Raw genomic sequence first — 24,871 nt, 5'->3', positions numbered from 1 at the left:
GCCATACCGGCCCGGCGATTCAGGGGCGCGTCAGATGCTGCGCGACCGCGCTCACCTGCTCGCGCAGCCAGCGGCTCGCCGGGCTGGCCTGGCTGCGCTCGTGCCAGAGCTGGTAGAAGTTCATCGGTGGCAGCTCCCCCGGCGCCCGCACGATGACCAGCGGCATCATGGCCGCGTAGTGCTCGGCGAAGCGGCGCGCTGTCGTGAAGACGAGGTCCGAGCGCGTCAGCACATAGGGCACGAGGTTGAACTCGGGCACCGTCGCGGTGATGCGCCGCTGGTAGCCCGTCTTGGCGAGCTCGCCGTCGATGGGGCCGGTGCGTGGTGCGGTGCCGGCGTGCGGCACGAGGTGGCTCATGCGCAGGTAGCGGGCGAGCGACAGCCGCCGTTCCTGTGCGAGGGGGTGGCCTTCACGCATGATGCAGACCACCTCGTCGCTGTAGAGCGGCCCCAGGCGCAGGTCCTCGCGCGGGCGCGGCTCGTTGCTGACGACCAGGTCGATGTGGCCGGCGTCCAGCGCCTGGGCGATGTCGAAGGCCGGGTCGATCGGCCGCACATGGACGGCGATGCGCGAGCCCGCCGCCGTGACGCGCGCAATCACCTCGGGCAGGAAGGTTGGCGCGAGGCTGTCGGCCGAGGCGATGACGAAGGCGCGCTGCGTCGTTGCCGGGTCGAAGCCGCTGCCGGCGCTCAGGCGCGCCACCTGCGACAGGATCTCGGCCAGCGGCTCGCGCAACAGCGCGGCGCGCTCGGTCGGCGCGAGGCTGGCCCCGCTGCGCACCAGCAGCGGGTCCCCCAGCACCGCGCGCAGGCGCTGCAGCTTGCGGCTGACCGCCGGCTGTGGCTGGCCGGTGCGCTCGGCGGCCCGCGTGACGCTGCCTTCCTGCAGCAGCACGGCCAGCAACTGCAGGTCGGCGAGGTTCAGCGCCAGCAACTCCCGCAGATCGGCGCCGTCACGGCGACGCGTGTTCATGCCCCGGAGCGGCGCTCCAGCAGCTCCGCCAGCGTGCGCGCCACCACCTGGGTTGCGCGCTTGAGGTCGTCCAGCACGAGGTGCTCGTCGGCGCGCTTGGCATTGCTCTCCAGCACCGTGCGCGGCCCGGCGCCGTAGATGGCGGCGGGGATGCCTTGCGCGGTGTAGAGGCGCACGTCGGTGTAGAGCGGCGTGCCCGAGGTCGGGATGGGCTCGCCGAAGACTTCTTCGCCATGCTTTTGCAGCGCGGCGATGAGGGGCGCGGCGCCGGGCAGCGGCTTCATCGAGTTGGCGAGCAGCAGGCGCTTCATCTCCAGCCGGATGCCGGGGCACTGTGCGACCGTGCTCTCGATCAGCGCCCGCACCTCGGCCTCGACTGCGGCGGGCTGCTCCTCCGGGATCATGCGGCGGTCCAGCTTCAGCACCACCTTGCCTGGCACGACATTGGTGTTGCTGCCGCCCTCGATGCGGCCGACGTTGAGGTAGGGATGCGTGATGCCTTCGACCTCGGAGCGCCGCGCCTTCAGCACTTCGTTGTGCGCGTAGAGCGCCGTCAGCAGCTTGTTGGCGGCCTGCAGCGCGTCCACGCCCGTCTCCGGATAGGCCGCGTGCGAGGCCAGGCCGTGCAGCGTCACTTCCATCTGCAGGCAGCCGTTGTGGGCCGTGACGACCTGGTAGCTGAAGCCGGCGGCGATCAGGTAATCGGGCCGGGTCAGGCCTTGCTGCAGCAGCCAGCCCGGGCCCAGCTCGCCGCCGAACTCCTCGTCGTAGGTGAAGTGCAGCTCGACAGCGCCCTTCAGTGGTAGGCCCGAGTTCTTAAGCGCCAGCAACGCGAACGTGAAGGTCGCGAAGTCGCTCTTGCTGACGGCGGACGCGCGGCCATACAGCTTGCCGTCTTCAATCTCCGCGCCATAGGGGTCGTGCGTCCAGCCTTCGCCCGGGGGCACCACGTCGCCGTGAGCATTCAGCGCAATCGTCGGACCGTCGTCGCTGAAGCGGTGGCGGACGATGAGGTTGGTGATGGACTGCATGCCGGCGGCCTGCACGTCGGCGGCTGGGACGGCATGCTTCTCGACCTCGAAACCCAGCTCGGTCAGCAGCTCGGCGGTGCGGTCGGCATGCGGCGCGTTGTTGCCGGGCGGGGTGTCGGTGGGGATGCGGACGAGTTGCTGGAGGAAGCGGACTTCGTCGTCGAAGCGCTGGCTGATCGCGTTATCGAGTGAATTCATGATTTGTCCAAGTTGTCTGGCTCACCTTGCCACTTCGGCCCTTTGACGCAACTGAGCAGCATGTGTCGCTTCCTTGAGAGAAAGCGATTGGGGCGAAGCAGCAGATCTCCTGGCGAATATCGCCAGTGCCCCTGCTTCTCAACCTTCAGTCGCCATCGGTCATGCGTTCCGTAGTAGCCGAAGGAGATCTGATCGTGCCCGTGTTGTTCGACATCCTGAAGAAAGCCGAAATAGTTCGGCATCGTCACGGCGTCCTTCAACTTCATGTGTTCGTCCAGCAGATAGATCCAGTGATTGCATGCGTCGAAGTAGTCGTACACCGTTGCAATGATGTGGAATGAATCCAGCTTCTGGATGTGATCGATATCGTCTCCATTCACATGGACTCCAAGCTGCCGCCCGTTGAAGAGCAATCGCTGTTTCAGCGCATGCAACGGGTGCCAAGAGGGAAAGCGGGCGAGCGAGAAGCCACCCAGATCTCTGGTTGTCACGCTTGAATGGACGAACAGAGTTCTTGAAAAGCGGCAACCGCCAGCTCCGCATCATCCACCGTCACCGACTCCAGCGGGTTGTGGCTGATGCCGCCATTGCCACCGCGCACGAACAGCATGGCCTGCGGCAGCAGCTCGTGCATCTTCATCGCGTCGTGGCCGGCGCCCGAGGGCAGGCGGTGGATCGGCAGGCCCAGCTCGGCGACGGCGGCCTCCCAGCGCGACTGCCAGGCCGAGTCGCTCGGCGCGGCGTTGGCGGCCACCGTCGGCTGCAGCGTGAAGCTCAGCCCTCGTCGAGCGCAGATCGCCTCCAGCTCCGCGCGCACGTCCGCGTCGAGCGCATCGCGCGCCTCGTCGGTGGTCGCGCGCAGATCCAGGCTGAAGCGGCAGCGGCCTGGGATGACGTTGATGGAGCCCGAGGGCACCTCCAGCATGCCCACCGTGGCCACGATGTCGGGCACGGTCGCCGCGCGCTTCTCGGCGAACAGGATCAGCTCTGCCACGCCCGCCGCCGCGTCGCGGCGCTGGCCCATGGGCGTGGTGCCGGCGTGGCTGGCCATGCCGACGATCTCGCCGGTGTAGCGGCGGCTGCCGTTGATTGACGTGACGATGCCCAGCGGCAGGTCCAGGCTGTCCAGCACCGGGCCTTGCTCGATGTGCACCTCGACGAAGCCGAGGTAGCGGCTGCGGTCCCGCTTCAGTGCGGTGATGGCTGCCGCCTTGGCCGGTAGCCCGGCAGCGCGCATCGCGTCGCGCAGCGTCACGCCGTGGGCATCGGTCTGCTCCAGCCACGTTGGGTCGAAGGCGCCGGTGAGTGCGCTGGACGCGAGGAAGGTGGCGGCATAGCGCTGGCCCTCTTCCTCGGAGAAGCCGACGACCTCGATGCCGAACGGCAGGCGCTTGCCTTGACGGTGCAGCTCGCGCACGACCAGCATGGGCACCAAGATGCCCAGCCGCCCGTCGAACCGCCCGGCGCGGCGCACGGTGTCGTAGTGGCTGCCGGTCAGCAGCCGCTGGTCGCCGGTGCCGTTGTAGACGCCCACGACATTGCCCACCGCATCGCGGCTCACGTCGTCGAAGCCGCAGTCGCGCATCCAGGCCATCAGTTGCTCGGCAACCGCCGTGTGGGCAGGCGAGGCGTAGGTGCAGGTCAGGAAGGCCTCGTCCTCGCTGTGCACCGCCAGCTCGGCGGCCCAGTCCCACAGTTGCTGGCCCAGGATCGGCGTGACACCGAACTTGTCGTTGAGCCGGATCTCGGCGATGCGGTGGATCTGCCGCAGGCATTCGGCCCGCTCCACGTCCGGATGGGCGCGCAGCCGGCGCTCGAAGGTCGCGATGATCTCGGCGCGCGTGAAGCCAGTCCCGCGCGGGCCGCGCACCGCCAGGATGAACGGGAAGCCGAAGCGCGCGTTGTAGTCGGCATTGAGCTTCTGCAGCTTGGCGAACTCGTCCGCCGTGCAGGCCGTCAACCCCGCCTTCTGCTGCTCATTCGTCGACTCCGCCGTCAGCTCGCCCGCGACGGCGGCCTTGCCGGCCAGTTCGGGGTGGGCGCGGATCAGGCCCAGCTGTTCATCGACGCTGGCCTCGCGCACGACGCGGGCCAGCGCGACCTTCAGCGCGGCCAGCGACAGATAAGGCCGAGCCGCCGCAGCGCGCTCGGCGATCCACGGCGAGTGTTCGTAGGTGCCATCCAGCAGCGCGACAAAGTCGGTGGCGCTGGCGTTGTTGAGATCGTCGAGTTTCATCATTCCCAGACAAAAGCGGTGCGGGCATCAAAGGGGTGGACGGTCTTCCAGTGCCGCGCGACATCCAGCCGCCGGCACACCCACACGCGGTCATGCGCCTCGATGTGGTCCAGGAACTTCTGCAGGGCGCGCATGCGCCCTGGGCGGCCGAGCAGGCGGCAGTGCATGCCGATGCTCATCATCTTGGGGCTCTCCGCGCCTTCGGCATACAGCACGTCGAAGCTGTCCTTCAGGTACTCGAAGAAGGGCTCGCCGTGGCTGAAGCCCTGCGGCAGCGCGAAGCGCATGTCGTTGCAGTCCAGCGTATAGGGCACGACGAGATGCGGTGCTAGCTCGCCATTGGTCTTCCTCACCTGCAGCCAGAAGGGCAGGTCGTCGCCGTAGTAGTCGCTGTCGTACTCGAAGCCGCCGAAGTCCGCCACCAGGCGCCGCGTGTTGGGGCTGTCGCGGCCGGTGTACCAGCCCAGGCCGTGCGGGTCGCGGCCCAGCGTCAGCCGCTTGAGAGAAGCCATCGCCTGGGCCATGTGGGCGCGTTCGGTGTCCTCGTCGACGTTCTGGTAATGCACCCAGCGCCAGCCGTGCGAGGCGATCTCATGGTCCAGCTCGACGAAGGCCTGCGTCACGTCCGGGTGGCGTTCCAGCGCCATGCCGACGCCGAAGACGGTCAGCGGCAGCGCGCGCTGCTCGAACTCCTTCAGCAGCCGCCACACGCCCACGCGCGAGCCGTATTCGTAGATGCCTTCCATGCTCAGGTGCCGCGCCGCGAAGCTGGGCGGGTTGAACATCTCGGACAGGAACTGCTCGCTGCCGGCATCGCCGTGCAGCACCGAGTTCTCGCCGCCTTCCTCGTAGTTCAGGACGAACTGCACGGCCACGCGGGCCTGGCCCGGCCATTGCGCGTGAGGCGGGTTCTCGCCGTAGCCGATCAGGTCGCGGGGGTAGCGTGCTGTACTCATCCCTAAACTTTGCATCAAGAAATCGCCTTGGAGTCCCGATGGGCAAACTGACAACACATGTGCTCGACACCGCCAACGGCTGCCCCGCCGCCGGCATGGCCGTGCGCCTTTACCGCTTTGATGCAGAAGGCCCCAAATGGCTGCGCAGCCTGCACCTGAATGGGGACGGCCGTGCCGATGGGCCGCTGCTGGACGGCCCGACGCTGACGGCCGGCCGCTACCGCCTGGTCTTTGAAGTGGCCGCCTATTTCCGCGCGCTCGGCGCGGTGCTGCCCGAGCTGGCTTTTCTGGACGAGGTGCCACTGGACTTCGGCATCGCCGACGAGAACAGCCATTACCACGTGCCGCTGCTGGCCTCGCCCTGGGCGTACTCGACCTACCGTGGCAGCTGAACCCTCCAAGAGGCGCTCTCGCTGGAGTGAGGGTCTCGGCGATAGCCTCTACGGACTCGTAGACGGGCTGGCGATGTTCGGCCTGTGGAGCGGGGGTGCCGTCGCGGCGGCCTTGGGCAACTTCATGTTGGGCGGTGTGCTTGCGATGCTGGGGCTGGGTGTTTTCCTGCGCTTCAAGCGGCTGCGCATGCGCAGGAAGAAGGGCCAGCCATGAGCGCGGCAGCCTGCGTGCTCGTCACGGTTGCCCGAACGTCCGGCAGCGTGCCTCGCGAGGTCGGCGCCTGGATGACGGTGACGCCCTGCGGCATCACCGGCACGGTCGGCGGCGGGCATCTGGAGTTCGATGCCATCGCCCGCGCCCGCACCGCGCTGGCGGGCGGCGAACTGGAAGGCGAGGTGCGTTACCCGCTCGGCCCCACGCTGGGCCAGTGCTGTGGCGGCGTCGTGTGGCTGCGCTTCGAGCGCATCGCGGCGGGTGAAGACCTGGCCGCCCATCTGCCGCAAGAGCCGCTGCGGCCCTTGGCCTTGTTTGGCGCCGGCCACGTTGGCCTGGCCATCGCCCGCATCACCCGTGACCTGCCCTTGGCCCTGCACTGGATCGACAGCCGGCTCGACCAATTCCCCGCTGAGCCACCCGCGCGCGGTTGGCGCCAGGAGGCGCTGGACCCGCCCGCCGACGCGGTGCCAGACCTTGCGCCCGGCTCGGCCGTGCTCATCATGAGCCACAGCCATGCAGAGGACTTCGACATCGTGGCTGCCTGCCTGAAGCGCCAGCGGCAGCGGCAAGACCTGACCCTCATCGGCCTCATCGGCAGCCGCACCAAGTGGGCGAGCTTTCGACAACGGTTGCAGGCGCGCGGCTTCACGGAGGCCGACCTGGCCCAGGTCGTCTGCCCCATCGGCGTGCCAGGTCTTGCCGGCAAGCAGCCGGCGGTCATCGCTGTGGCTGTGTTGGCACAAGTTCTCGCGTTGCGATGATTTATGCGCGGCGGTTGACGTGAGAGCGCTGAAATCGGTTGCAGCTTGGCGCCGCGCTGCGAAGATCGCCTCACCAGTCGGCCCCAGGCCGGGGAATGTTCGTCAACCTTGGAGAGCCTGCATGAAGACCCACGCCATCAAATCGCTTCTTGCCCTGACCCTGACGGCGCTGTCCTGTGCCAGTTGGGCCCAGGCCAACGACCCCAAGGCCACCATCGCCGACCTGGACGCCCGCCTGGCCAAGCTGGGTGCCGCCAAGCTGGATGGCAAGGAGAAGGCCGGTGACAAGGAGGTGCCGGGCATCTTCTTTGGCACGCGCAAGCTGAACAACAACTACGACGTGGTGGACGACATCAAGAAGAAGAGCGGCGCCACGGCGACCATCTTCGTCAAGAGCGGCGACGAGTTCATCCGCGTCAGCACCAACGTGCTGACCCCCGAGGGCAAGCGCGGCGTCGGCACGCCGCTGGCGCGCGCCAAGGCCTATGACGCGGTCAGCAAGGGCCAGGGCTATTGCGGCGACGTGGACGTGCTCGGCACGCCGTTCTCCGCCTGCTACAACCCGGTGAAGGATGACAAGGGCGCCGTCATCGGCGTGACCTACGTCGGCTTCAAGAAGAACTGAAGTGTTCGGCCCTGCCAAAGGCCTGCTGGCGGCCATGCGTCGCCGTTTCGCCGGTCTCGCCACCGCCCACAAGCTCGCGCTCGCCTTCGGCTGGCTGCTGTTGCTCAGCGCTGGCCTGGGCGTCGCGTCGCTCACGTCGCTGAGTCGTGTGCACGAGGCCTCGGGCGTGCTGGCGCAGCGCTCGCTGCCGGGCGCGGGTCATCTGGCGGGAGCCCGTGCGTCGCTGCTGGAGTACCGGGAGTTCGAGGTCAAGCACTCGACGGCGGCCGATGCCGGCTACATGGACGAGTACGGCGAAAAGATGGGCACGGCCCTGAAGGCCGCCCAGGAGGCGCTGACGGCACAGGCACCGCTCATCGCCGATGACGAACAGCGGGGCTTGCGCGAGGGCCTGGACAAGAGCCTCAAGGCCTATCTGGACGTTGCGACCAAGGTCGTCTCGCTCGGCAAGGGCGGCAAGCAGGAAGACGCCAAGGAGATCAGCGAGGGGGCGGGCAAGTCCAACTTCGACGACATGGTGACGGCGCTCGACAAGCTCGCCGCGGCCGGCTTCAGTGCCGGCGCGGCGGCCGGCCAGAAGGCCGAGGCGGTCTTCATCGAAGCCCGGCGCCTGACCTGGGCGCTCGTGGGCATCAGCCTGCTGTCCGGCCTGGCTTTTGCCGTGCTGCTGTCGCGCAGTTTGGTCGGTGAACTGGGCGGCGAGCCGCGCGAGGCGGCACGCCAGTTGCGTGCAATTGCCGAGGGCGACCTGACGCAGCAGGTGTCGGTCAAGCCCGCTGACGACGACAGCCTCATGGCCAGCCTGGCGCAGATGCAGCAGCGCCTGGCCAGCGTGGTGGCCCAGGTGCGCCAGGGCGCCGAGAGCGTGGCCACGGCCAGCCAGGAAATCGCCATGGGCAACAGCGACCTGTCGCAGCGCACCGAGGTGCAGGCGGCGGCGCTGCAGCGCACGGCGGGCTCGATGGAGACGCTGCGCCAGCAGGCCTTGCTCAGCGCCAGCAACGCGCAGGACGCCAGCGGCGTGGCGACGCAGGCCTCCGGCGTCGCAGCCAAGGGCGGCGAGGTGGTGGGCGGTGTGGTGGACACGATGCGCGGCATTTCCACCAGCTCCAGCCGCATCGCCGAGATCATCGGCGTCATCGACAGCATTGCCTTCCAGACCAACATCCTCGCGTTGAACGCGGCGGTGGAGGCGGCGCGGGCCGGCGAGCAGGGGCGCGGCTTTGCCGTCGTGGCCGGCGAGGTACGCAGCCTTGCGCAGCGCAGCGCCACGGCCGCCAAGGAGATCAAGCAGCTGATCTCCGCCAGCGTCGACCAGATCCAGAAGGGCTCCACGCAGGTGGACAACGCAGGTGCCACGATGCAGCAGGTGGTGCAGGCCATCCAGAAGGTGGACCGCATCGTCAACGACATCAGCGCGGCCGGTGCGCAGCAGGCGGCCCAGGTCAACGAGGTCGGCGAGGCCGTCGGCGAGATGGACCAGGCCACGCAGCAGAACGCGGCGCTGGTGGAGCAGAGCGCCGCTGCGGCCGAGAGCCTGCGGGAGCAGGCGCAGCAGTTGGTGGCCGCCGTGGCCTTCTTCCGCCTGGGCCGCTGATACGGTGAACCCGTGTGCGCCGAGCTGGCGCCGCCGTTACGGCGATGGCCGTGTGGGCGCCGATGCCGGCGTTGCTGGCGTCACCGCCAGGCTGCGGCCGGGCTGGGCCTGCAGGCGGTTGTTCTGCAACGCCGTCTGGCGTTCGTAGTCGGCCCAGGCCTGCTGGATCTCGCCGCGGTCGCGCATCCCGCGCAGCGCCTGTTCCAGCGGCGCCACCCAGGCCGCGCGCGATTCGTGCACGCCGTGGAAGAGGGTGGTGCGGCTCAGCGGCGCGGGCACCCGGCACAACGTGCCCTGGCGCGTGTCCACCGGTATTTCGGCCATCCATGGCGTCGTCAGCATCAGCGCGTAGTCGGCGGCGCCGGAGCTGACGTCGAGGAAGGCGTCGCTCGGCGTGTTGGCCGGCAGGCGCGAGGCTTCGGGGATCAAGACCTCGACCGCGACCATGCCGCGCTGATGGCTGATGCGGTGCTTGGCCAGCTCCTCCGCTGGCAGCGCGTTGGGGCAGGGTGGCCGCCCGTAGGCATAGACGCGCAGGTTGAGCAGCGGTACGTCGACCTTGCGGAGGAAGGGTGCCTGGTCGAAATAGGTCTCCGCGCGCATGGCCACGGCGTCGATGCGGCCGCTGCGCAGTTCGACGTGGGCACGTGGCAGCGGCCAGGGCAGGAACTCGACCTGCAGGCCGAGTGCCGCGTAGGCCTTGCGCAGCAGCGCCTCGGCCGGCGGGAAATAGCTGCGCTCGACATTGGTGGCGATGCTCACGACTGTTGACTCCTGAGCCTGGGCGGTACCCAGGGCCAGGGCTGCGGCCAACATCAGGAGCAGGCGCCGCCCTGGCGGTGGGGATGTGTGGGGCGGGTGGGCGATCATGGATCGATTGTGCGAGTCCGATGTGGCAGTGGCGGGCACGATGCCTGCATACACTCCGGGCCGTCGCAGCGGTGTCAGGCCTATCTGAGGGGATGAAGGGGCCTGCGGACGCGACCCTGGAGGCCTCACAGCACCCGCCGTGGTGAGGCCGTGGAAATTCGCGACATGGACATCTACCTGTTTGACTGGGCCAGCCTGCTGCTGCGCTGGCTGCACGTCATCACCGTCATCGCCTGGATTGGCGCGTCGTTCTACTTCGTCTGGCTGGACAACCACCTCGTCAAGCCGGGTGCCGCCGACCTTCAGGCCAAGGGCGTGGACGGCGAGCTGTGGGCCGTGCACGGCGGCGGCTTCTACAACCCGCAGAAGTACATGGTGGCGCCCAGCAACTTGCCGCAGGACCTTCACTGGTTCTACTGGGAGAGCTACTGGACGTGGATGAGCGGCTTCGCGCTGTTCGTCGTGCTGTATCTCTTCAACGCCGGCCAGATGCTGGTCGACCCGCGCGTCTACGCCTGGGGCGCGCCCTGGCAGGCGGTGTGCGTGGCGCTGGGCTTTCTCGCCGTCGGCTGGCTGGTGTACGACATCGCCTGCCGCGCCCTGGGCCGCACGGCCGACGGCAACATCGGCAACGACGGCCGCGTGATGGCCGTGGTGGTGGCCTTCGTCATCTTCGCGAGCTGGCTGGCCTGTGAGCTGTTCGCCGGCCGCGCGGCCTTCCTCATCGTCGGCGCCATGCTGGCGACCATGATGACGGCCAACGTCGCGCACTGGATCATCCCGGGCCAGAAGAAGGTCATCGCGCAGATGCGCGCCGGCCAGCAGCCCGACCCCATCTACGGTCAGCGCGGCAAGCAGCGCAGCGTGCACAACACCTACTTCGGCCTGCCGGTGCTGATTGCCATGCTGAGCAACCACTACGGCATGCTCTACCAGCACCCGCACAACTGGGTCGTGCTGTGCGTGCTGATGGCGGCGGGCATCGCCATTCGCATCTTCTTCGTCAAGCGGCACAAGGGCGTCAACAGCTGGGGCGCGGTGGCACTGGCGCTGGCGCTGCTGGCCGGGCTCATCGTCTGGATGGCGCCGAAACCGCAGCCGGTAGTCGCCGCTGTTGCGCCGGTCACGCTGGCGCAGGTGCAGGCCATCTCCACCCAGCGTTGCCTGGCCTGCCACATGGGCGAAGTGGCGCAGAAGGGCGTGCGTCTGGACTCGGCCGAGGCGCTGACCGCACACAAGGCCGCGATCTACCAGCAGGTCGTCGTGCAGCGCGCCATGCCGCTGAACAACGCGACCGGCTTGACCGAAGATGAGCGCACCTTGATGGGACGGTGGGCCAAGCAACCATGATTGTTGATCCGCGCGCGCTGCTGCGTCAGTTGTACGACGTGGCCGTGGCGCGCGCGCTGCCGGGCCGCGTGCTGGCGGCGCATCTGCCGCCGCCGCCCAAGGGCCGCACCCTGGTGCTCGGCGCCGGCAAGGCGGGCGGCGCGATGGCGCAGGCGTTGGAGGCCGCCTGGCCGGCCGACGCGCCGCTGTCGGGCCTCGTCATCACGCGCTACGGGCACATGCCACCGGGCTACAAGCCGCGCCGGCTCGAAGTCGTTGAAGCCGCCCACCCCGTGCCCGACGCCGCCGGTCTGGCCGCCGCGCAAGAGCTGCTGGCGCTGACGCAAGGCCTCACGGCCGACGACCTTGTCATCTGCCTGATCTCCGGTGGGGGCTCCGCGCTGCTGAGCCTGCCGGCGCCTGGCCTGACGCTTTCCGACAAGCAGGCCGTCAACCGGGCGCTGCTGAACAGCGGCGCCGGCATCGCGGAGATGAACTGCGTGCGCAAGCACCTGTCCGCCATCAAGGGCGGGCGGCTGGCGGCGGCCTGCGTGCCGGCGCGCGTGCTGACCCTGGCCATCAGCGACGTGCCCGGTGATGACCCTGCCGTCATCGCCTCCGGCCCGACGGTGGCGGACGCGACGACCTGCGCCGACGCGCTGGCCATCTGCCACCGCTACCGCATCCACCTGCCCGACGCGGCCCGCGCCGGCCTCACATCGGGCGAGTTCGAGACGCCCAAGCCCGGTGACTTCGCCCAGGCCGGCCATGAACTCATCATGCTGGCCACGCCGCAGATGAGCCTGGCCGCCGCCGCCGACGCGGCCCGCGCGCAGGGCATTGCGGCGCACCTCCTCAGCGACGAGATCGAGGGCGAGTCCCGCGTCATCGGTGGCATGCACGCCGCGCTGGCCCGCGCGGTCGCGCAGCGCGGCGAGCCCTTCGCCAGGCCTTGCGTGATCCTGTCTGGCGGCGAGACGACGGTCACCGTCGGTCCCAACAAAGCGACGGGCCAGGGCGGCCGCGCGACCGAGTTCCTGCTCGGCTGCGCCTTGGCCTTGCAGGGCGAGCCGGGCGTCTGGGCGCTGGCCGCCGACACCGACGGCATCGACGGCGTGGGCCCGCATGCCGGCGCGCTGCTCACGCCCACCAGCCTGGCCCGCGCCCGCGCGCTGGGCCTCAACCCGCAGGCCTTGCTGGACGGGCACGACAGCGCCAGCTTCTTTGCGCCGCTGGGTGAGCTGCTCACGCCAGGCCCGAGCTTCACGAATGTCAATGACTTCCGTGCATTGCTGATCGTTTAGGGCCGGCAAAGCCCGTGGCGCGCCCGAATCCTTCGGCCTAGACTGGCCCGGCCACATCGCCAAAGGAGGCCACAAGATGAGTGCAGCTGCCGCAGAACGTTTCTTCGTCAAGCACAACGCCCTGCCCACCATGCCCGAGGTCGCCTCGCGGCTGCTGAAGAGCTTCGATGACGACAACGTCGGCCTGGCCCAGATCGCGGCACTGATCGAGAAGGACGGGGCACTCACTGCCAAGGTGCTGCGCCTGGCCAACTCGGCCCACTACAGCCCCTCACACCAGATCGCCTCCGTGATCGACGCCGCCCATGCGCTGGGCCTGGAGACGCTGCGCAACCTGGCCATGGCCGCCTGCCTCAGTGGCGCCTTCCCCAAGGTGCAGGGCCTGGACCGCACCACCTTCTGGCGCCACAGCATCGCCACCGCCACCTACTCGCGCATCCTCGCCCGCATGCTGGGCGCGGACGGCGCGACCGCCGACACCGCCTACCTCGCCGGCCTGATGCTGCGCACCGGCCAACTGCTGATGGCCGTCGACGCGCCGCAACTGGTGGCCGATGTGGAGGCCCACGCCGCCGAGCCCGGCAGCCGCTTCTCGCTGGAGGAGCACCGTTTCGGCTGCACCCATGCCGACGTGACCGCATCGCTCGCCGAGCATTGGCATTTCCCGGACCGCATGGTGGAGGCCTTCAAGGACGCGAACACGCCGCTGGAGATCCGCCCCTTCTCGCTGATCGCCGCCGTGCTGCACGTGGCCGAGGTGCTGGCCGACGCCGCCGAGCACCACGACGAGCCGGTGCATGCGCTGAAGGTGGCAGTGCCCGAACTGATCGAGCATCTGCATCTGGACCTCGAGTTGCTCGCTGCCAAGGTGGCTGCGGCGGGCGACCCGGCTGCCGAGGTCGAGCAGATGCTGCATTGACCCAGCTCATCTTCCGGGGATGCCTGGAGGAAGTGGAGCCGTCCTGGCCAGCCGTTGTGCTGGCCTTTTCGTGGGGCGCTGCCTGGCCCGCAAGGCCTCCCGTCTGACAAGGGCGACACAGGCGCCCAGTTACCATCGCGGCCCCATGCAGTCTGCCCGCCCAATGCCCCATGTCCCTGCCGTTTGAACTCCAGGTCGGCTGGCGCTACGTGCGCGCCGGCCGAGGCGGGCGGCGCAACCGCTTCATCAGCTTCATCTCCGGTGCGTCCATGATCGGTATCGCGCTGGGCGTGATGGCGCTGATCGTCGTGCTGTCGGTCATGAACGGCTTCCAGCGCGAGGTGCGCGACCGCATGCTCAACGTCATCGCCCACGTCGAGCTGCTGGACTACGCCGGCCAGGGGCTGCCGGACTGGCAGGCGCTGGCGGCCAAGGCACGCGAGAACCCCGCCGTCGTCGGCGTGGCGCCCTTCGTCGCCAGCCAGAGCCTCATCGCCCGCGGCGAGGACATGCGCGGCGCCGTCATCCGCGGCATCTCGCCGGCTGAAGAGGCGACCGTGACCGGCCTGGGCGAGCAGCTGAAGGACACGGCTTACGCCAGGCTGCAGCCTGGCGCGTGGAACATCGTGCTGGGCGCCGAGCTGGCCCGCCAGCTGAACGTGGGCGAGGGCGACAAGATCACCGTCGTGGCGCCCGGCGGCCAGGTCACGCCGGCCGGCGTCGTGCCGCGGCTGAAGAGCTTCAATGTGGTGGGCATCTTCAACTCCGGCCACTACGAGTACGACTCGGGCCTGGCGCTGGTGCATGTCGACGACGCGGCCAAGCTGTTCCGCACCGGCGGGCCGACCGGCGTGCAGCTCAAGCTCAGTGACGTGCACGACGCCCGCCGCGTGGCCAGCGAACTGGCCGGCCGCATGGGCCCGGACATCCGCGTGCGCGACTGGACGCGCTCCAACGCGACCTGGTTCGACGCCGTGCAGATCGAGAAACGCATGATGAGCATCGTGCTGACGCTGATCGTCGCGGTCGCGGCCTTCAACCTCGTGTCGACGCTGGTGATGACCGTGACCGACAAGCAGAGCGACATCGCCATCATGCGCACGCTGGGCGCCAGCCCGCGCTCCATCATGAGCATCTTCATCGTGCAGGGCGCGGTGTCGGGCGTCATCGGCACGCTGGCCGGCGTGGTGCTGGGCTTGGCTGTAGCCTTCAACATCGACATCATCGTGCCGGCCATCGAGAGCTTGCTGAACGTCAGCTTCCTGCCCGGCAGCATCTATCTCATCAGCCAGATGCCCAGCGACCCGCAGCAGGCCGACATCATCCCCATCGCCATCGGCTCGCTGAGCCTGGCCTTCCTCGCCACCCTCTACCCGAGCTGGCGCGCCAGCCGTGTGCAGCCGGCGGAGGCGCTGCGCTATGAGTGAGTTGATTCTTCAAGCCACCGGCCTGACGCGCCGCTTCGAGGAAGGCGGCCTGGATGTCACCGTGCTGCGCGGCGTCGACCTGAACGTGAAGCGCGGCGAGACGCTGGCCATCGTCGGCGCATCGGGATCGGGCAAGTCCACGCTGTTGCATCTGCTGGGCGGGCTGGACTCGCCCACCGCCGGCAACGTCACGCTGATGGGCAAGTCGCTCGCGTCCATGGACGAGGCCGAGCGCGGCCGCTGGCGCAACCAGCAGCTGGGCTTCGTCTACCAGTTTCATCACCTGCTGCCCGAGTTTTCGGCACTGGACAACGTTGCGATGCCGCTGCGCATCCGCCGCCAGCCGCAGGCCCAGGCGCGCGAAGTGGCGGCCGAGATGCTCGCCCGCGTCGGCCTCAAGGAGCGCGTGCTGCACCGCCCGTCGGAGCTGTCCGGTGGCGAGCGCCAGCGCGTGGCCATCGCCCGCGCCCTCGTCACGCGGCCGGCCTGCGTGCTGGCCGACGAGCCCACCGGCAACCTCGACCGCGACACCGCCAACGGCGTCTTCGCGCTGATGCTGGAGCGCGCCCGCGAGCAGGGCACGGCCTTCGTCCTCGTCACCCACGACCGCGAACTCGCGGCGCGCTGCGACCGGCAACTGCTGCTGGTTGCGGGTCAATTCCAAGTGTCATGAATCCTCGTTTTGTCCTGAAGCTCTCCTGCCCCGACCGCGCCGGCATCGTTCACGCCGTCACCGGCATGCTGCTGCAGCAGGGCGGCAACATCCTGACGTCCCACCAGCACGGCGACGCGGACCATGCGCGCTTCTTCATGCGCATCGAGTTCGAGGCCCAAGCCGAAGAACCCGCGCTGCAGGCCGCCTTCACGCCGCTGGCTGCCGAGTTCGGCATGGACTGGGAGCTGGTGGCCCGCGCCCGCAAGACGCGCGTGTTGCTGCTGGTCTCCAAGCTGGGCCACTGCCTGAACGATCTGCTGTTCCGCGTGCAGACGGGCCATCTGCCGATCGAGATCCCGGCCATCGTGTCGAATCACCGCGACTTCTATCAGCTCGCGGCCTCGCACAACATCCCCTTCCACCACTTCCCGCTGCTGGGCGCCACCGAGGCGCAGAAGGCGGCGCAGGAAGACAAGATCCGCGAAGTGGTGGCGGACAACCAGATCGACCTCGTCGTGCTGGCCCGCTACATGCAGATCCTGTCGCCCGCGCTGTGCCGCGACCTGTCGGGCAAGGCCATCAACATCCACCACAGCTTCCTGCCCAGCTTCAAGGGTGCCAAGCCTTACCACCAGGCCTACGAGCGCGGGGTGAAGCTCATCGGCGCCACGGCCCACTATGTGACCAGCGACCTCGACGAGGGCCCGATCATCGAGCAGGAAGTCGCGCGCATCGACCACAGCATGCCGCCCGAGCAGCTCGTCGGCATCGGCCGCGACATGGAGTGCGTGGCACTGGCCCGTGCCATCCAGTGGCATGCCGAGCATCGGGTGCTGTTGAACGGCAACCGGACGGTGGTTTTCCGGTAGACCCCTTGCGTGCCCGCCTTGTCGCGCTCGCCTTCGCCTTGGCAGCCGTCGTGGGCGGGTACTTGTTGTGGAGCTGGGTGCAGCAAGATCGCTGTCTTGATGCCGGTGGGCGATGGCTCGCAGAGCAACGCGCCTGTGAGCTTTAGCAATGTGGATCGACACCCACTGCCACCTCGATGCGTCCGAATTCGATGCCGACCGTGACGCGGTCGTGGCCCGCGCCAGGGCTGCGGGCGTCACGCAGATCGTCATTCCGGCCGTCGCTGTAGCCAACCTCGACACGGTACGCCTGCTGGCCATCGAGCATGGTTTTGCCTACGCGCTGGGGATTCATCCGCTGTGTGTGATGCGCGCCGCCGAGGGTGATCTCGACAAGCTGGCCGAAGCGCTGGAAACGCATCACATCGACCCGCGCCTCGTCGCCGTGGGCGAGATCGGCCTTGACTTCTTCGTGCCAGGCATCGATCCCGACACCCAACAGCACTTCTACGTCGAGCAGCTCAAGCTCGCCAAGCGGTTTGGCCTGCCGGTGCTGCTGCATGTGCGCCGCAGCGCCGACAAGCTGCTGGCCGGCCTGCGCCGTGTGGGCTTCACGCATGGCGGCATCGCCCACGCCTTCAACGGCAGCGAACAGCAGGCGCTGGCCTTCATTGACCTGGGCTTCAAGTTGGGCTTCGGCGGCACGCTGACCTTCGAGCGCTCGCTGCAGATCCGCCGTATCGCGACCATCGTGCCGGAGACCGCGCTGGTCATGGAGACGGACGCGCCGGACATCCCGCCGCATTGGCTCTACAAGACCGCTGCAGAGCGCGAGGCCGATGCGGGCCAGGGGCGCAACGAGCCGGCAGAACTGCCGCGCATTGCCGAGAGCCTGGGCGAGCTGCGTGGCTGGTCGGCCAAGAAGACCGCAGCGATCACGTCGGCCAACGCGCTTGCCGCCTTGCCCAGGCTGGCTAGTAGCTGGTCTCCTTGACGCCGAATGTCATCGTGGATTCCTGATCGGCCTCGCCGGGCAGGCAGCGATAGCCGTTGAAAGCGTCCATGACGATGCGCTTGATGTCCTTGGCGCGCTTGCCCTCAATGCGCACGTTCTCGACGCTGCCATCCGCCTTGATCAGGAAGCGCACGACAAAGCTCAGGTTGCCGCTGGGCATCTTTGCAAAATTGAGTCTTGGCAGGGTCGGGCAGCGGCTTCGGGTCTCCTTCCCGGCTGCGGCCACCGGGCTAGCAGGTTCGGCCGCCTGGCACGCCAGCGTGGCGCAGAGCGTGGTGAGCAGAAGCAGTTGTTTCATGGGTTGTCGAGTCATCAGGTTCAAGTGAAATCAAGCGTCAGCTCCACGCAGGCACCCACGTCGAGTCGCCCGGCGCCGCTGCCGTGCGCATAGATACCGAACTGCACTGGCGCGCCGGGCACACGTTCGGCGCTCAGCTGGGTCAGCGCGTCGAGAGCGAATGGTTGCGCCTTGCCGCTGGCCGGGTCCACCGTCGGCACGACGCAGCGGACGCAGACCGTCGTGCGGCGCAACGTCAACGCGCCGATGCGAACCTCGGTCACGAGGTCTTCGATGAAGGGTGGTAGCTCGCCGCCGTCTTCCGCGCGAAGCAGCAGGTTCGGGCGCGCGCGCTGTGCAAGCCCGTCCAGCGGACGTGCGAGCGCCTCCTGCCAGGCCTGCAGCGAGCCGTTGCCGACGACATGCAGCGCATTCAGGATAGGCCGGCGCTGGGCCTCGATGCTCAAGCGCACGAGCCGCAGCCGCTCGCCTGTAGTGGCATGCAGCAGCGCGGCAGCGTCTTCGCCGGCGTCCCAGGCTTGCAGGACATCGAAGTCCTGCCGCTCGCCATTCCAGCCGCGCACTTCCAACCTGTCGCCACCGTCGCCCGGCACGGTCAGCGAGCGCCCCAAGGCTTGCAGCTCCAGGTCCGGGCCGGCAAGCCGCGCATGGACGAGGGCAAGCTGCGGATGGGCGCCCATCCACGTCAGCTCGCCGCCCGCATCGACGATGCCCCAGCCCCGGTCACCCACAGGCCAGCCATCGGCGTCGAGTTGCAGCGTGTCGACCGCCTCGCCGGCGCAGGACTTGACGGGGTAGCGCCACAGGCCGGCGATGCGGGCGATCAGGTCAGCCACGGGGCATCAACCCTCGCGATTGCGAGGTGCGATCGGCGTCTCCGGCACCGGGTAGCCGGCCGCGCCGAAGGTGGCCACGACGGCCTTGTGCGTGTCGAAGTAGACCTGCCAGTAATGGTCCGTATGGCAGTAGGGCCGCACGCACAGCAGCGGGCCTTCGGGCGTGAACTGCAGGATCTCGATGTCTGGCGCCGGTTTGTCCAGAACGTTCGGGATCGCCGCGATGGCCGGGCGCAGCCGCGCGATGGCGTCCAGCGGGTCCACGCTGTTGGCGACCTTGGCCAGGCAGTCGACGCGGCGGAAGGCCAGCGTCGAATAGTTCTGGATGGCGCCGCCGAAGATGGTGTTGTTGCCCACCAGCGTGTGCACGTTGTCCGGCGTGTTGATCGTCGTGCCGAACAGGCCGATCTCCGTGACGGTGCCGGTCACGCCGCCGGCCTGCACGAAGTCACCGACCTTGAAGGGCCGCAGCACCTGCATGAAGACGCCGGCCGCAAAATGCGTCAGCAATCCGCCCCAGGCCGTGCCGATGGCCAGGCCCGCGCCGGCCAGCAGCGCGGCGAAGGAGGTGGTCTTGACGCCGAAGATGTCCAGGATCGCGAGGATGAGGACGAGGTTCAGCAGCACGCCGAGGATGGACCGCAGGTAGGTCGCCAGCGTCGAGTCGATGCGCTTGCCGCGTTCCAGCGCTGCGGAGAAAACGCGCAGCGCGATTGAAATGAGCCAGCGGCCCAGGACCCAGGCGGCGATGGCCGCGAGAATCTTCAGGCCGAAGTCTGCGCCTTGCGTGCTGAGAAACAGCCAGATGGCTTCCGTGTTCAACATGTCGAGTCACTCCCTTTGAAAAGCCGCGCATCGTCGCAGCCACCGACCGTGTTTGCCAAGCCTCCAAACCCCGAAATTGAGCGTCTTGTCGGCCTCGCGCCGGTGTTTGACGCGCAGGCCCGCCTGCTGGTGCTGGGCAGCTTCCCCGGCGCGGCCTCGCTGCAGGCGGCGCAGTACTACGCGCATCCGCGCAATGCCTTCTGGCCGGTCATGGGCGCGCTGCTCGACGAGCCCGACCTGATCGCACGGCCTTATGCCGAGCGCCTGCAGACGCTGCGCCGCCACCGCGTTGCGCTGTGGGACGCTGTGGCGGCCTGCCGGCGCGAGGGCAGCCTGGACACGGCCATCGAGGCCGCCGAGCCCAGCGACTTGCGCGACCTCGTCACCCGTCTGCCGTGCCTGCGTGCCATCGCCTGCAACGGCGCGTTGGCGCACAGGCAGACGCTGCTGGCGCTGGGCGACTCGGCGTTGCCCGTGCTGCGCCTGCCCTCCACCAGCCCGGCGCATGCCGGGTTGAGCCTGGCCGCCAAGACCGACGCCTGGCGCGCGGCACTGCAGCTTTACCTGCCGTGCGAAGGACGCGTGGCCTAGGATGCTGCGCCAATGAAAGCCAAGACACCACCCTGGGGCCCAGCCACGCTGAGCGAATTCGACGGCGTGCGCTACCTGCATCTGGACTCGATCTGGGTCCAGGGCGCGATGCGCATCCGCAAGCCCGACCAGCTCGAACTTGAATACATCCAGCACATGTGCGCCTGGATGCTGTGGCGGGACCCCGCCACCCTTAGCGAAGGCCATGCGGTGCAGCTGGGCCTGGGCGCGGCGGCGCTGACGCGCTTCTGCCATGGCCAGCTGAAGATGCAGACGACGGCCGTTGAGATCAACCCCGAGGTCATCGCCGCCTGCCGGCAGTGGTTCCGGCTGCCGGCCGACGATGCGCGGTTCAAGGTCGTCAACGAGGACGCCGCGCGCTGGGTCAACGACGGCTCCAACCTGCAGACGGCGGACGTGCTCAACGTCGACCTCTACGACCACGAGGCCGCTTCGCCGGTGCTGGACGACGAGGCCTTCTACGCCGCTTGCCGAGGCGTGCTGGCCGAAGGCGGGCTGATGACGGTCAACCTCTTCGGTCGCAGCGCCAGCTTTGCGCGCAGTGCGCAGCGCATCGCCCGGGTCTTCGGGTCCAGCCAGGTCTGGAGCCTGGCGCCGACGAAGGAGGGCAACACCGTCGTGGTCGCGGCGCGTGGCGTGCAGGTGCCGCACCGCGAGGTGCTGGAGCAACGCGCGGCTACGATCGAATCGCGTTTCAAGCTGCCGGCCCGCAAGTGGCTTCATCTGGTGCGGCCGCTGCCGACGAGCATCCTCCAAGCGCTTTGAGCCCGACAAGATGACAACCCAGCCCAAGCCCAAGCCGGCGTCCACGTCCGCCGCGTCGTCCGCCAAGACCGAGGGCCGCCTGGAGTGGCGACAGCTGCTGAAGTGGCTGCTGAAGGACGGGCTCATCGACGAGGCCCAGGCTCAGCGCACCGAGCAGCGACTGGGCGCCGGCGACAGCTCGCTGCATCCGCTGGTGCGCCTGGGCCACGCCAGCCTTGTGCACTTGGCGACAGGCAAGCCGCTTGACATCGATGCGCTGTCGGAGTGGCTGGCCATTCGCACGGGCCTGCCCTATCTGCGCATCGACCCGCTCAAGGTCGATGTGGGCCGAGTGGGCGACGTGATGTCCATCGGCTATGCCGAGGCCAAGCGCTGCCTGCCGGTGCAGTTCGGCATCAACGACGTGACCATCGCCACGTCCGAGCCCTTCGACATCGGCTGGGTGGCGCAGATCGAGTCGCACGTGCGCAAGCCGGTCAAGCTGGTCATCGCCAACCCGCTGGACATCGCCCGCTACACGACCGAGTTCTTCACGCTGGCCCGCTCGGTCCGCGCCGCCACCAAGGCCGGCGAGCAGAGCCAGGTGGCGAGCTTCGAGCAACTGGTCGAACTGGGCCGGACGAACAAGCAGCTCGACGCCAACGACCAGGGTGTCGTGCAGGTCGTCGACTGGCTGTGGCAATACGCGTTCGACCAGCGCGCGTCGGACATCCACCTGGAGCCGCGCCGCGAGATGGGTGTCATCCGCTTCCGCATCGACGGCGTGCTGCACACGGTCTACCAACTGCCGCCCACCGTGATGGCAGCGATGACCTCGCGCATCAAGTTGCTGGGCCGCATGGACGTCGTCGAGAAGCGCCGCCCGCTGGACGGCCGCATCAAGACGCGCAACCCGAGCGGCGACGAAGTCGAAATGCGGCTGTCGACGTTGCCCACCGCCTTCGGCGAGAAGATGGTCATGCGCATCTTCGACCCCGACACGGCGGTCAAGGACCTGGCCTCGCTGGGCTTCGGCCAGCACGACTCGGACCGCTGGGAGAGTCTGGTCAAGCAGCCGCACGGCATCATCCTCGTCACCGGCCCGACCGGCAGCGGCAAGACGACGACGCTGTATTCCACGCTCAAGCGCCTGGCCACCGACGAGGTCAACGTCACGACCATCGAAGACCCGATCGAGATGATCGAGCCGGCCTTCAACCAGACCCAGGTGCAGAACCAGCTCGACTTCGGCTTCGCCGAGGGCCTGCGCGCGTTGATGCGGCAGGACCCGGACATCATCATGGTCGGCGAGATCCGCGACCTGGAGACAGCCGAGATGGCCATCCAGGCGTCGCTGACGGGTCACCTGGTCTTCAGCACGCTGCACACCAACGACTCCGTTTCGGCCATCACGCGCCTGCTGGACCTCGGCGTGCCGAGCTATTTGCTCAGCGCCACCATCATCGGCGTGCTGGCGCAGCGCCTCGTGCGCACGCTGTGTCCGCATTGCAAGCAGCCCGACCCGCTCGTCACGCGCGAGAGCCTCAACGATCTGGTCAAGCACTGGCGCCTGGGCGGCGGCGTCAAGCCCTACAAGCCGGTTGGTTGCCTGGAGTGCCGCAACACGGGCTTCCGCGGTCGCGCCGGCCTGTATGAGTTGCTGACGGTGACGGAGGGCGTCAAGACGGCTCTCGGCGACCTGCCATCGCTACGCCGCCAGGCCGTGCAGGAAGGCCTGCGCCCGCTGCGCCTGGCCGGTGCGATGAAGGTGGCCGAAGGTGTGACCACCGTGGAAGAGGTGCTGCGCAGCACGCCCGCCTGGGAGGGCTGACGGTACGTGTAATCCACAGCGCGGCGGCTGGGCTGCGCTGACAGAATTCCGGTCGACAAGCGGCGCCCGTCTCGCGGCGCCATGGAGACAAGACGCGATGAAGATCAAGAGCCAGCGGGACTTCTGGTCCGGCTTGATGTTTCTGGTGGTCGGCGTGGCATTCGCCTGGGGTTCGACGGAGTATTCCTTCGGCACCTCGGCGCGGCCCGGCCCAGGCTACTTTCCCTTCGGCCTCGGCATCATGCTCGCCTTGCTCGGCGGGATCGTGCTGTTCAAGGCGCTGACGCTTGAGTCTGAAGGCGGTGATCCGGTCGGCCCCTTTGCCTGGCGCCCGTTGATCGTCATCGTCATGGCCATCGTCGTCTTCGGTCTCGCGCTGCCGCGCCTGGGCCTGATCTGCACGCTGCCGCTGACCGTCCTGCTGTCGTCCCTCGCGAGCAGTGAGTTCCACTGGCGCGACGTGCTGATCAGCAGCACGTTGCTGACCGTCGGCAGTTGGGCGCTGTTCATCAAGGGCCTCAACCTGACCCTTCCGGTCTGGCCCATCTACTTCGGCTGAAGGCGAGCGACATGGATCTGTTGAACAACCTCGCGCTCGGCTTCCAGACCGCGCTCACGCTGCAGAACCTGGCGTATGCCTTTTTTGGCACCGTGCTGGGCACGCTGATCGGTGTGCTGCCCGGCCTCGGCCCCGTCGCGACCATCGCGATGCTGCTGCCGTCCATCTACGCGCTGGACGCGACGCCCGCACTCATCATGCTGGCCGGTATCTATTACGGTGCCCAGTACGGCGGCTCGACGACGGCCATCCTGATCAACGTGCCGGGCGAGTCCAGCTCGGTCGTCACTGCCATCGACGGCTACCAGATGGCCCGCCGCGGCCGCGCCGGCGCTGCGCTTGCGGCGGCCGGCCTGGGCAGCTTCTTCGCCGGCTGCGTTGGCACCATCATCATCGCGGCCTTCGCGCCGCCGTTGACGGAGCTGGCATTCAAGTTCGGCTCGGCCGAGTACTTCTCGCTGATGGTGCTGGGTCTGGTCGGCGCCGTGGTGCTGGCCTCGGGCTCGTTGCTCAAGGCGATCGCAATGATCGTGCTGGGTCTGCTTCTCGGTCAGATCAATACCGACGTCATCAGCGGCACCCCCCGGTTCTCCTTCGACATCCCCGAGATGACCGATGGCATCAACTTTGTCGTCATCGCCATGGGCGTGTTCGGCTTCGGGGAAATCATCGCCAACCTCGGCCAGCCTGCTGAGCAGCGCGAGGTCTTTACCAAGGAGGTCAAGGGCTTGTGGCCGACGCGCGAAGACTTCAAGGACGCTTGGCCTTCGGTGCTGCGTGGCACTTCGCTGGGTTCTGTTCTCGGTGTGTTGCCCGGCGGCGGCGCGCTGCTGGCGTCGTTCGCGGCGTACACACTCGAGAAGAAGATCAACCGCAACCCGCGTGTGCCATTTGGCAAGGGCGCGATCCAGGGTGTGGCTGGGCCGGAGAGTGCGAACAATGCCGGCGCGCAGACCAGCTTCATTCCGATGCTGACGCTGGGCATCCCGCCCAACCCGGTGATGGCGCTGATGGTGGGCGCCATGACCATCAAGGGCATTCAGCCCGGCCCCCAAGTGATGACCAGCAATCCCGAGCTGTTCTGGGGCCTGATCGCGTCGATGTGGATCGGCAACCTGATGCTCATCGTGCTGAACCTGCCGCTGATCGGCATCTGGATCAAGCTGCTGACGGTGCCCTACCGGTTCCTGTTCCCTGCCATCGTCGTCTTCTGCTGCGTAGGCACCTACTCGCTGAACAACAACAACTTCGACGTCTTCCTGACGGCCGGCTTCGCGGTGGTGGGCTACATCTTCTACAAGCTGGGTTGCGAACCTGCGCCATTGCTGCTCGGCTTCATCCTCGGGCCGATGATGGAAGAGAACCTCCGCCGCGCGCTATTGCTGGCACGAGGTGACTGGAGCACCTTCCTGACGCGCGGCCTGTCCGCTGGCCTGCTCATCGCCGCTGCGCTGATGATCGTCGTGGTCATGCTGCCCTCCATCAAGAGCAAGCGCCAGGAGGCCTTCCAGGACGAAGCCTGACGGGCCTCCGTCCTGGTCCACGACGGTTTACGCAGGAATGTTTGCATCGACAACGAAACCTGTGCTACAGTCGTGGGCTTCGCTGATGACAACAACGCGACCCGCAGGGGTTGAGTGATTGGAGTTGGTGGGGCCAAGCTGAAAAGCTTGGGGCGGGCTTTGAGTTCGTCGTGTGCTGAGAGGGGTTCGAAAAGAATTCAACAAAGTACTTGACGATGCTGCGAAAGCAGATCAAAATCTCGCCTCTTTGCTGCTGACAACTGATTGCGAAAGCGACGGGTTGAAAGCGG

General features: G+C 68.0%; 26 protein-coding genes. 17 read left to right on the top strand and 9 right to left on the bottom strand.

Going from position 1 to position 24,871, the window contains the following annotated elements; all coding sequences use genetic code 11:
- Nucleotides 1-19: 19 nt before the first annotated feature.
- From ACG00Y_RS10780 to puuE, 5 genes are read right to left on the bottom strand one after another with little or no spacing between them, the layout of a single operon-like run.
- Nucleotides 20-973: a LysR family transcriptional regulator gene (locus ACG00Y_RS10780; RefSeq protein WP_394478647.1), complete on the bottom strand. Its 954-nt coding sequence runs from the start codon at nt 971-973 to the stop codon at nt 20-22.
- Nucleotides 970-2,202 carry an ArgE/DapE family deacylase gene (locus ACG00Y_RS10775; RefSeq protein ID WP_394478645.1) on the bottom strand — a complete coding sequence of 411 codons (1,233 nt, stop codon included), beginning with the start codon at nt 2,200-2,202 and terminating at the stop codon, nt 970-972. Before ACG00Y_RS10775 ends, ACG00Y_RS10780 begins: the two co-directional genes overlap by 4 nt.
- The gene (locus ACG00Y_RS10770) at nt 2,199-2,693 is read right to left on the bottom strand and encodes a hypothetical protein (RefSeq protein ID WP_394478643.1); all 495 of its coding nucleotides are present in this window, start codon (nt 2,691-2,693) and stop codon (nt 2,199-2,201) included. Before ACG00Y_RS10770 ends, ACG00Y_RS10775 begins: the two co-directional genes overlap by 4 nt.
- Complete coding sequence (uraD, locus tag ACG00Y_RS10765; RefSeq protein ID WP_394478641.1) at nt 2,690-4,441, bottom strand: 2-oxo-4-hydroxy-4-carboxy-5-ureidoimidazoline decarboxylase; 1,752 nt, start codon at nt 4,439-4,441, stop codon at nt 2,690-2,692. The genes ACG00Y_RS10770 and uraD overlap by 4 nt, the downstream gene beginning before the upstream one ends.
- Nucleotides 4,438-5,394, bottom strand: a complete 957-nt coding sequence (gene puuE / locus ACG00Y_RS10760) for an allantoinase PuuE (protein ID WP_394478639.1) — start codon at nt 5,392-5,394, stop codon at nt 4,438-4,440. The genes uraD and puuE overlap by 4 nt, the downstream gene beginning before the upstream one ends.
- Before the next feature lie 38 nt (nt 5,395-5,432).
- Between puuE and uraH the strand changes: the two genes are divergently transcribed.
- From uraH to ACG00Y_RS10735, 5 genes are all read left to right on the top strand, one after another.
- Nucleotides 5,433-5,786 (top strand): hydroxyisourate hydrolase, encoded by a 354-nt coding sequence (gene uraH, locus ACG00Y_RS10755; RefSeq protein ID WP_394478637.1) that lies wholly within the window; start codon nt 5,433-5,435, stop codon nt 5,784-5,786.
- Nucleotides 5,787-5,859: 73 nt separating this feature from the next.
- Nucleotides 5,860-6,000, top strand: coding sequence for a hypothetical protein (locus ACG00Y_RS10750; RefSeq protein ID WP_394478635.1), 141 nt, complete (start codon nt 5,860-5,862; stop codon nt 5,998-6,000).
- Nucleotides 5,997-6,764, top strand: a complete 768-nt coding sequence (xdhC, locus tag ACG00Y_RS10745) for a xanthine dehydrogenase accessory protein XdhC (protein WP_394478634.1) — start codon at nt 5,997-5,999, stop codon at nt 6,762-6,764. The genes ACG00Y_RS10750 and xdhC overlap by 4 nt, the downstream gene beginning before the upstream one ends.
- Nucleotides 6,765-6,885: 121 nt before the next feature.
- Nucleotides 6,886-7,389 (top strand): Cache 3/Cache 2 fusion domain-containing protein, encoded by a 504-nt coding sequence (locus ACG00Y_RS10740; protein WP_394478632.1) that lies wholly within the window; start codon nt 6,886-6,888, stop codon nt 7,387-7,389.
- Between the two features lies 1 nt (nt 7,390).
- Nucleotides 7,391-8,986, top strand: a complete 1,596-nt coding sequence (locus ACG00Y_RS10735; protein WP_394478631.1) for a methyl-accepting chemotaxis protein — start codon at nt 7,391-7,393, stop codon at nt 8,984-8,986.
- Between the two features lie 36 nt (nt 8,987-9,022).
- Here ACG00Y_RS10735 and ACG00Y_RS10730 read toward each other — a convergent pair whose 3' ends face one another.
- On the bottom strand, nt 9,023-9,748 hold the full coding sequence (locus ACG00Y_RS10730; RefSeq protein ID WP_394478629.1) for a substrate-binding periplasmic protein: 726 nt from the start codon (nt 9,746-9,748) through the stop codon (nt 9,023-9,025).
- A gap of 273 nt (nt 9,749-10,021) precedes the next feature.
- Between ACG00Y_RS10730 and ACG00Y_RS10725 the strand changes: the two genes are divergently transcribed.
- From ACG00Y_RS10725 to ACG00Y_RS10695, 7 genes are all read left to right on the top strand, one after another.
- A complete protein-coding gene (locus tag ACG00Y_RS10725) occupies nt 10,022-11,206 on the top strand; it encodes a urate hydroxylase PuuD (protein ID WP_394478628.1) in 1,185 nt (394 codons plus the stop codon).
- Nucleotides 11,203-12,489: a glycerate kinase type-2 family protein gene (locus ACG00Y_RS10720; protein WP_394478627.1), complete on the top strand. Its 1,287-nt coding sequence runs from the start codon at nt 11,203-11,205 to the stop codon at nt 12,487-12,489. Before ACG00Y_RS10725 ends, ACG00Y_RS10720 begins: the two co-directional genes overlap by 4 nt.
- 76 nt (nt 12,490-12,565) lie before the next feature.
- Nucleotides 12,566-13,408, top strand: a complete 843-nt coding sequence (locus tag ACG00Y_RS10715) for an HDOD domain-containing protein (RefSeq protein ID WP_394478626.1) — start codon at nt 12,566-12,568, stop codon at nt 13,406-13,408.
- Between the two features lie 170 nt (nt 13,409-13,578).
- A complete protein-coding gene (locus ACG00Y_RS10710) occupies nt 13,579-14,835 on the top strand; it encodes a lipoprotein-releasing ABC transporter permease subunit (protein WP_394478625.1) in 1,257 nt (418 codons plus the stop codon).
- Nucleotides 14,828-15,508, top strand: coding sequence for a lipoprotein-releasing ABC transporter ATP-binding protein LolD (gene lolD, locus ACG00Y_RS10705; protein ID WP_394478624.1), 681 nt, complete (start codon nt 14,828-14,830; stop codon nt 15,506-15,508). Before ACG00Y_RS10710 ends, lolD begins: the two co-directional genes overlap by 8 nt.
- Nucleotides 15,505-16,359: a formyltetrahydrofolate deformylase gene (gene purU, locus ACG00Y_RS10700; RefSeq protein WP_394478623.1), complete on the top strand. Its 855-nt coding sequence runs from the start codon at nt 15,505-15,507 to the stop codon at nt 16,357-16,359. Before lolD ends, purU begins: the two co-directional genes overlap by 4 nt.
- Nucleotides 16,360-16,507: 148 nt before the next feature.
- Nucleotides 16,508-17,332: a TatD family hydrolase gene (locus ACG00Y_RS10695; RefSeq protein WP_394478622.1), complete on the top strand. Its 825-nt coding sequence runs from the start codon at nt 16,508-16,510 to the stop codon at nt 17,330-17,332.
- Here ACG00Y_RS10695 and ACG00Y_RS10690 read toward each other — a convergent pair.
- Genes ACG00Y_RS10690 through ACG00Y_RS10680 form a run of 3 tightly spaced genes read right to left on the bottom strand, consistent with a single transcriptional unit; the run spans nt 17,313 to nt 19,309 of the window.
- Entirely contained in the window at nt 17,313-17,675 is a 363-nt protein-coding gene (locus tag ACG00Y_RS10690; protein ID WP_394478621.1) for a hypothetical protein, read from the bottom strand. The genes ACG00Y_RS10695 and ACG00Y_RS10690 overlap by 20 nt on opposite strands.
- Nucleotides 17,672-18,487, bottom strand: a complete 816-nt coding sequence (locus tag ACG00Y_RS10685) for an MOSC domain-containing protein (RefSeq protein ID WP_394478620.1) — start codon at nt 18,485-18,487, stop codon at nt 17,672-17,674. The genes ACG00Y_RS10690 and ACG00Y_RS10685 overlap by 4 nt, the downstream gene beginning before the upstream one ends.
- Nucleotides 18,488-18,493: 6 nt before the next feature.
- On the bottom strand, nt 18,494-19,309 hold the full coding sequence (locus tag ACG00Y_RS10680) for a mechanosensitive ion channel family protein (protein ID WP_394479676.1): 816 nt from the start codon (nt 19,307-19,309) through the stop codon (nt 18,494-18,496).
- A gap of 51 nt (nt 19,310-19,360) precedes the next feature.
- Here ACG00Y_RS10680 and ACG00Y_RS10675 point away from each other — a divergent pair, with 51 nt between their 5' ends.
- The 5 genes from ACG00Y_RS10675 to ACG00Y_RS10655 all read left to right on the top strand — a co-directional run bounded on the left by ACG00Y_RS10675 (nt 19,361) and on the right by ACG00Y_RS10655 (nt 24,581).
- Nucleotides 19,361-19,903: a DNA-deoxyinosine glycosylase gene (locus ACG00Y_RS10675; RefSeq protein ID WP_394478619.1), complete on the top strand. Its 543-nt coding sequence runs from the start codon at nt 19,361-19,363 to the stop codon at nt 19,901-19,903.
- Nucleotides 19,904-19,915: 12 nt separating this feature from the next.
- A complete protein-coding gene (locus ACG00Y_RS10670; protein WP_394478618.1) occupies nt 19,916-20,689 on the top strand; it encodes a spermine/spermidine synthase domain-containing protein in 774 nt (257 codons plus the stop codon).
- A 10-nt stretch (nt 20,690-20,699) separates the two neighbouring features.
- The gene (gene tfpB / locus ACG00Y_RS10665; RefSeq protein ID WP_394478617.1) at nt 20,700-22,499 is read left to right on the top strand and encodes a type IV pilus assembly ATPase TfpB; all 1,800 of its coding nucleotides are present in this window, start codon (nt 20,700-20,702) and stop codon (nt 22,497-22,499) included.
- Between the two features lie 97 nt (nt 22,500-22,596).
- Nucleotides 22,597-23,058, top strand: a complete 462-nt coding sequence (locus tag ACG00Y_RS10660) for a tripartite tricarboxylate transporter TctB family protein (RefSeq protein WP_394478616.1) — start codon at nt 22,597-22,599, stop codon at nt 23,056-23,058.
- A gap of 11 nt (nt 23,059-23,069) precedes the next feature.
- Nucleotides 23,070-24,581: a tripartite tricarboxylate transporter permease gene (locus tag ACG00Y_RS10655; RefSeq protein WP_394478615.1), complete on the top strand. Its 1,512-nt coding sequence runs from the start codon at nt 23,070-23,072 to the stop codon at nt 24,579-24,581.
- Nucleotides 24,582-24,871 lie beyond the last annotated feature (290 nt).

The organism is Pelomonas parva (genome assembly GCF_043555835.1).
Lineage (GTDB): Bacteria > Pseudomonadota > Gammaproteobacteria > Burkholderiales > Burkholderiaceae_C > Pelomonas > Pelomonas parva.
This window is presented reverse-complemented; position numbering and strand designations above follow the sequence as displayed.

Coding starts and splice junctions, on each gene's coding strand:
- ACG00Y_RS10720 (WP_394478627.1), top strand. CDS start 11,203: ATGATTGTTGATCCGCGCGCGCTGCTGCGTCAGTTGTACGACGTGGCC.
- ACG00Y_RS10655 (WP_394478615.1), top strand. CDS start 23,070: ATGGATCTGTTGAACAACCTCGCGCTCGGCTTCCAGACCGCGCTCACG.
- purU (WP_394478623.1), top strand. CDS start 15,505: ATGAATCCTCGTTTTGTCCTGAAGCTCTCCTGCCCCGACCGCGCCGGC.
- ACG00Y_RS10725 (WP_394478628.1), top strand. CDS start 10,022: ATGGACATCTACCTGTTTGACTGGGCCAGCCTGCTGCTGCGCTGGCTG.
- uraH (WP_394478637.1), top strand. CDS start 5,433: ATGGGCAAACTGACAACACATGTGCTCGACACCGCCAACGGCTGCCCC.
- ACG00Y_RS10740 (WP_394478632.1), top strand. CDS start 6,886: ATGAAGACCCACGCCATCAAATCGCTTCTTGCCCTGACCCTGACGGCG.
- ACG00Y_RS10750 (WP_394478635.1), top strand. CDS start 5,860: ATGTTCGGCCTGTGGAGCGGGGGTGCCGTCGCGGCGGCCTTGGGCAAC.
- lolD (WP_394478624.1), top strand. CDS start 14,828: ATGAGTGAGTTGATTCTTCAAGCCACCGGCCTGACGCGCCGCTTCGAG.
- puuE (WP_394478639.1), bottom strand. CDS start 5,394: ATGAGTACAGCACGCTACCCCCGCGACCTGATCGGCTACGGCGAGAAC.
- uraD (WP_394478641.1), bottom strand. CDS start 4,441: ATGATGAAACTCGACGATCTCAACAACGCCAGCGCCACCGACTTTGTC.
- ACG00Y_RS10775 (WP_394478645.1), bottom strand. CDS start 2,202: ATGAATTCACTCGATAACGCGATCAGCCAGCGCTTCGACGACGAAGTC.
- ACG00Y_RS10670 (WP_394478618.1), top strand. CDS start 19,916: ATGAAAGCCAAGACACCACCCTGGGGCCCAGCCACGCTGAGCGAATTC.
- ACG00Y_RS10780 (WP_394478647.1), bottom strand. CDS start 973: ATGAACACGCGTCGCCGTGACGGCGCCGATCTGCGGGAGTTGCTGGCG.
- ACG00Y_RS10710 (WP_394478625.1), top strand. CDS start 13,579: ATGTCCCTGCCGTTTGAACTCCAGGTCGGCTGGCGCTACGTGCGCGCC.
- ACG00Y_RS10660 (WP_394478616.1), top strand. CDS start 22,597: ATGAAGATCAAGAGCCAGCGGGACTTCTGGTCCGGCTTGATGTTTCTG.
- tfpB (WP_394478617.1), top strand. CDS start 20,700: ATGACAACCCAGCCCAAGCCCAAGCCGGCGTCCACGTCCGCCGCGTCG.
- xdhC (WP_394478634.1), top strand. CDS start 5,997: ATGAGCGCGGCAGCCTGCGTGCTCGTCACGGTTGCCCGAACGTCCGGC.
- ACG00Y_RS10715 (WP_394478626.1), top strand. CDS start 12,566: ATGAGTGCAGCTGCCGCAGAACGTTTCTTCGTCAAGCACAACGCCCTG.
- ACG00Y_RS10695 (WP_394478622.1), top strand. CDS start 16,508: ATGTGGATCGACACCCACTGCCACCTCGATGCGTCCGAATTCGATGCC.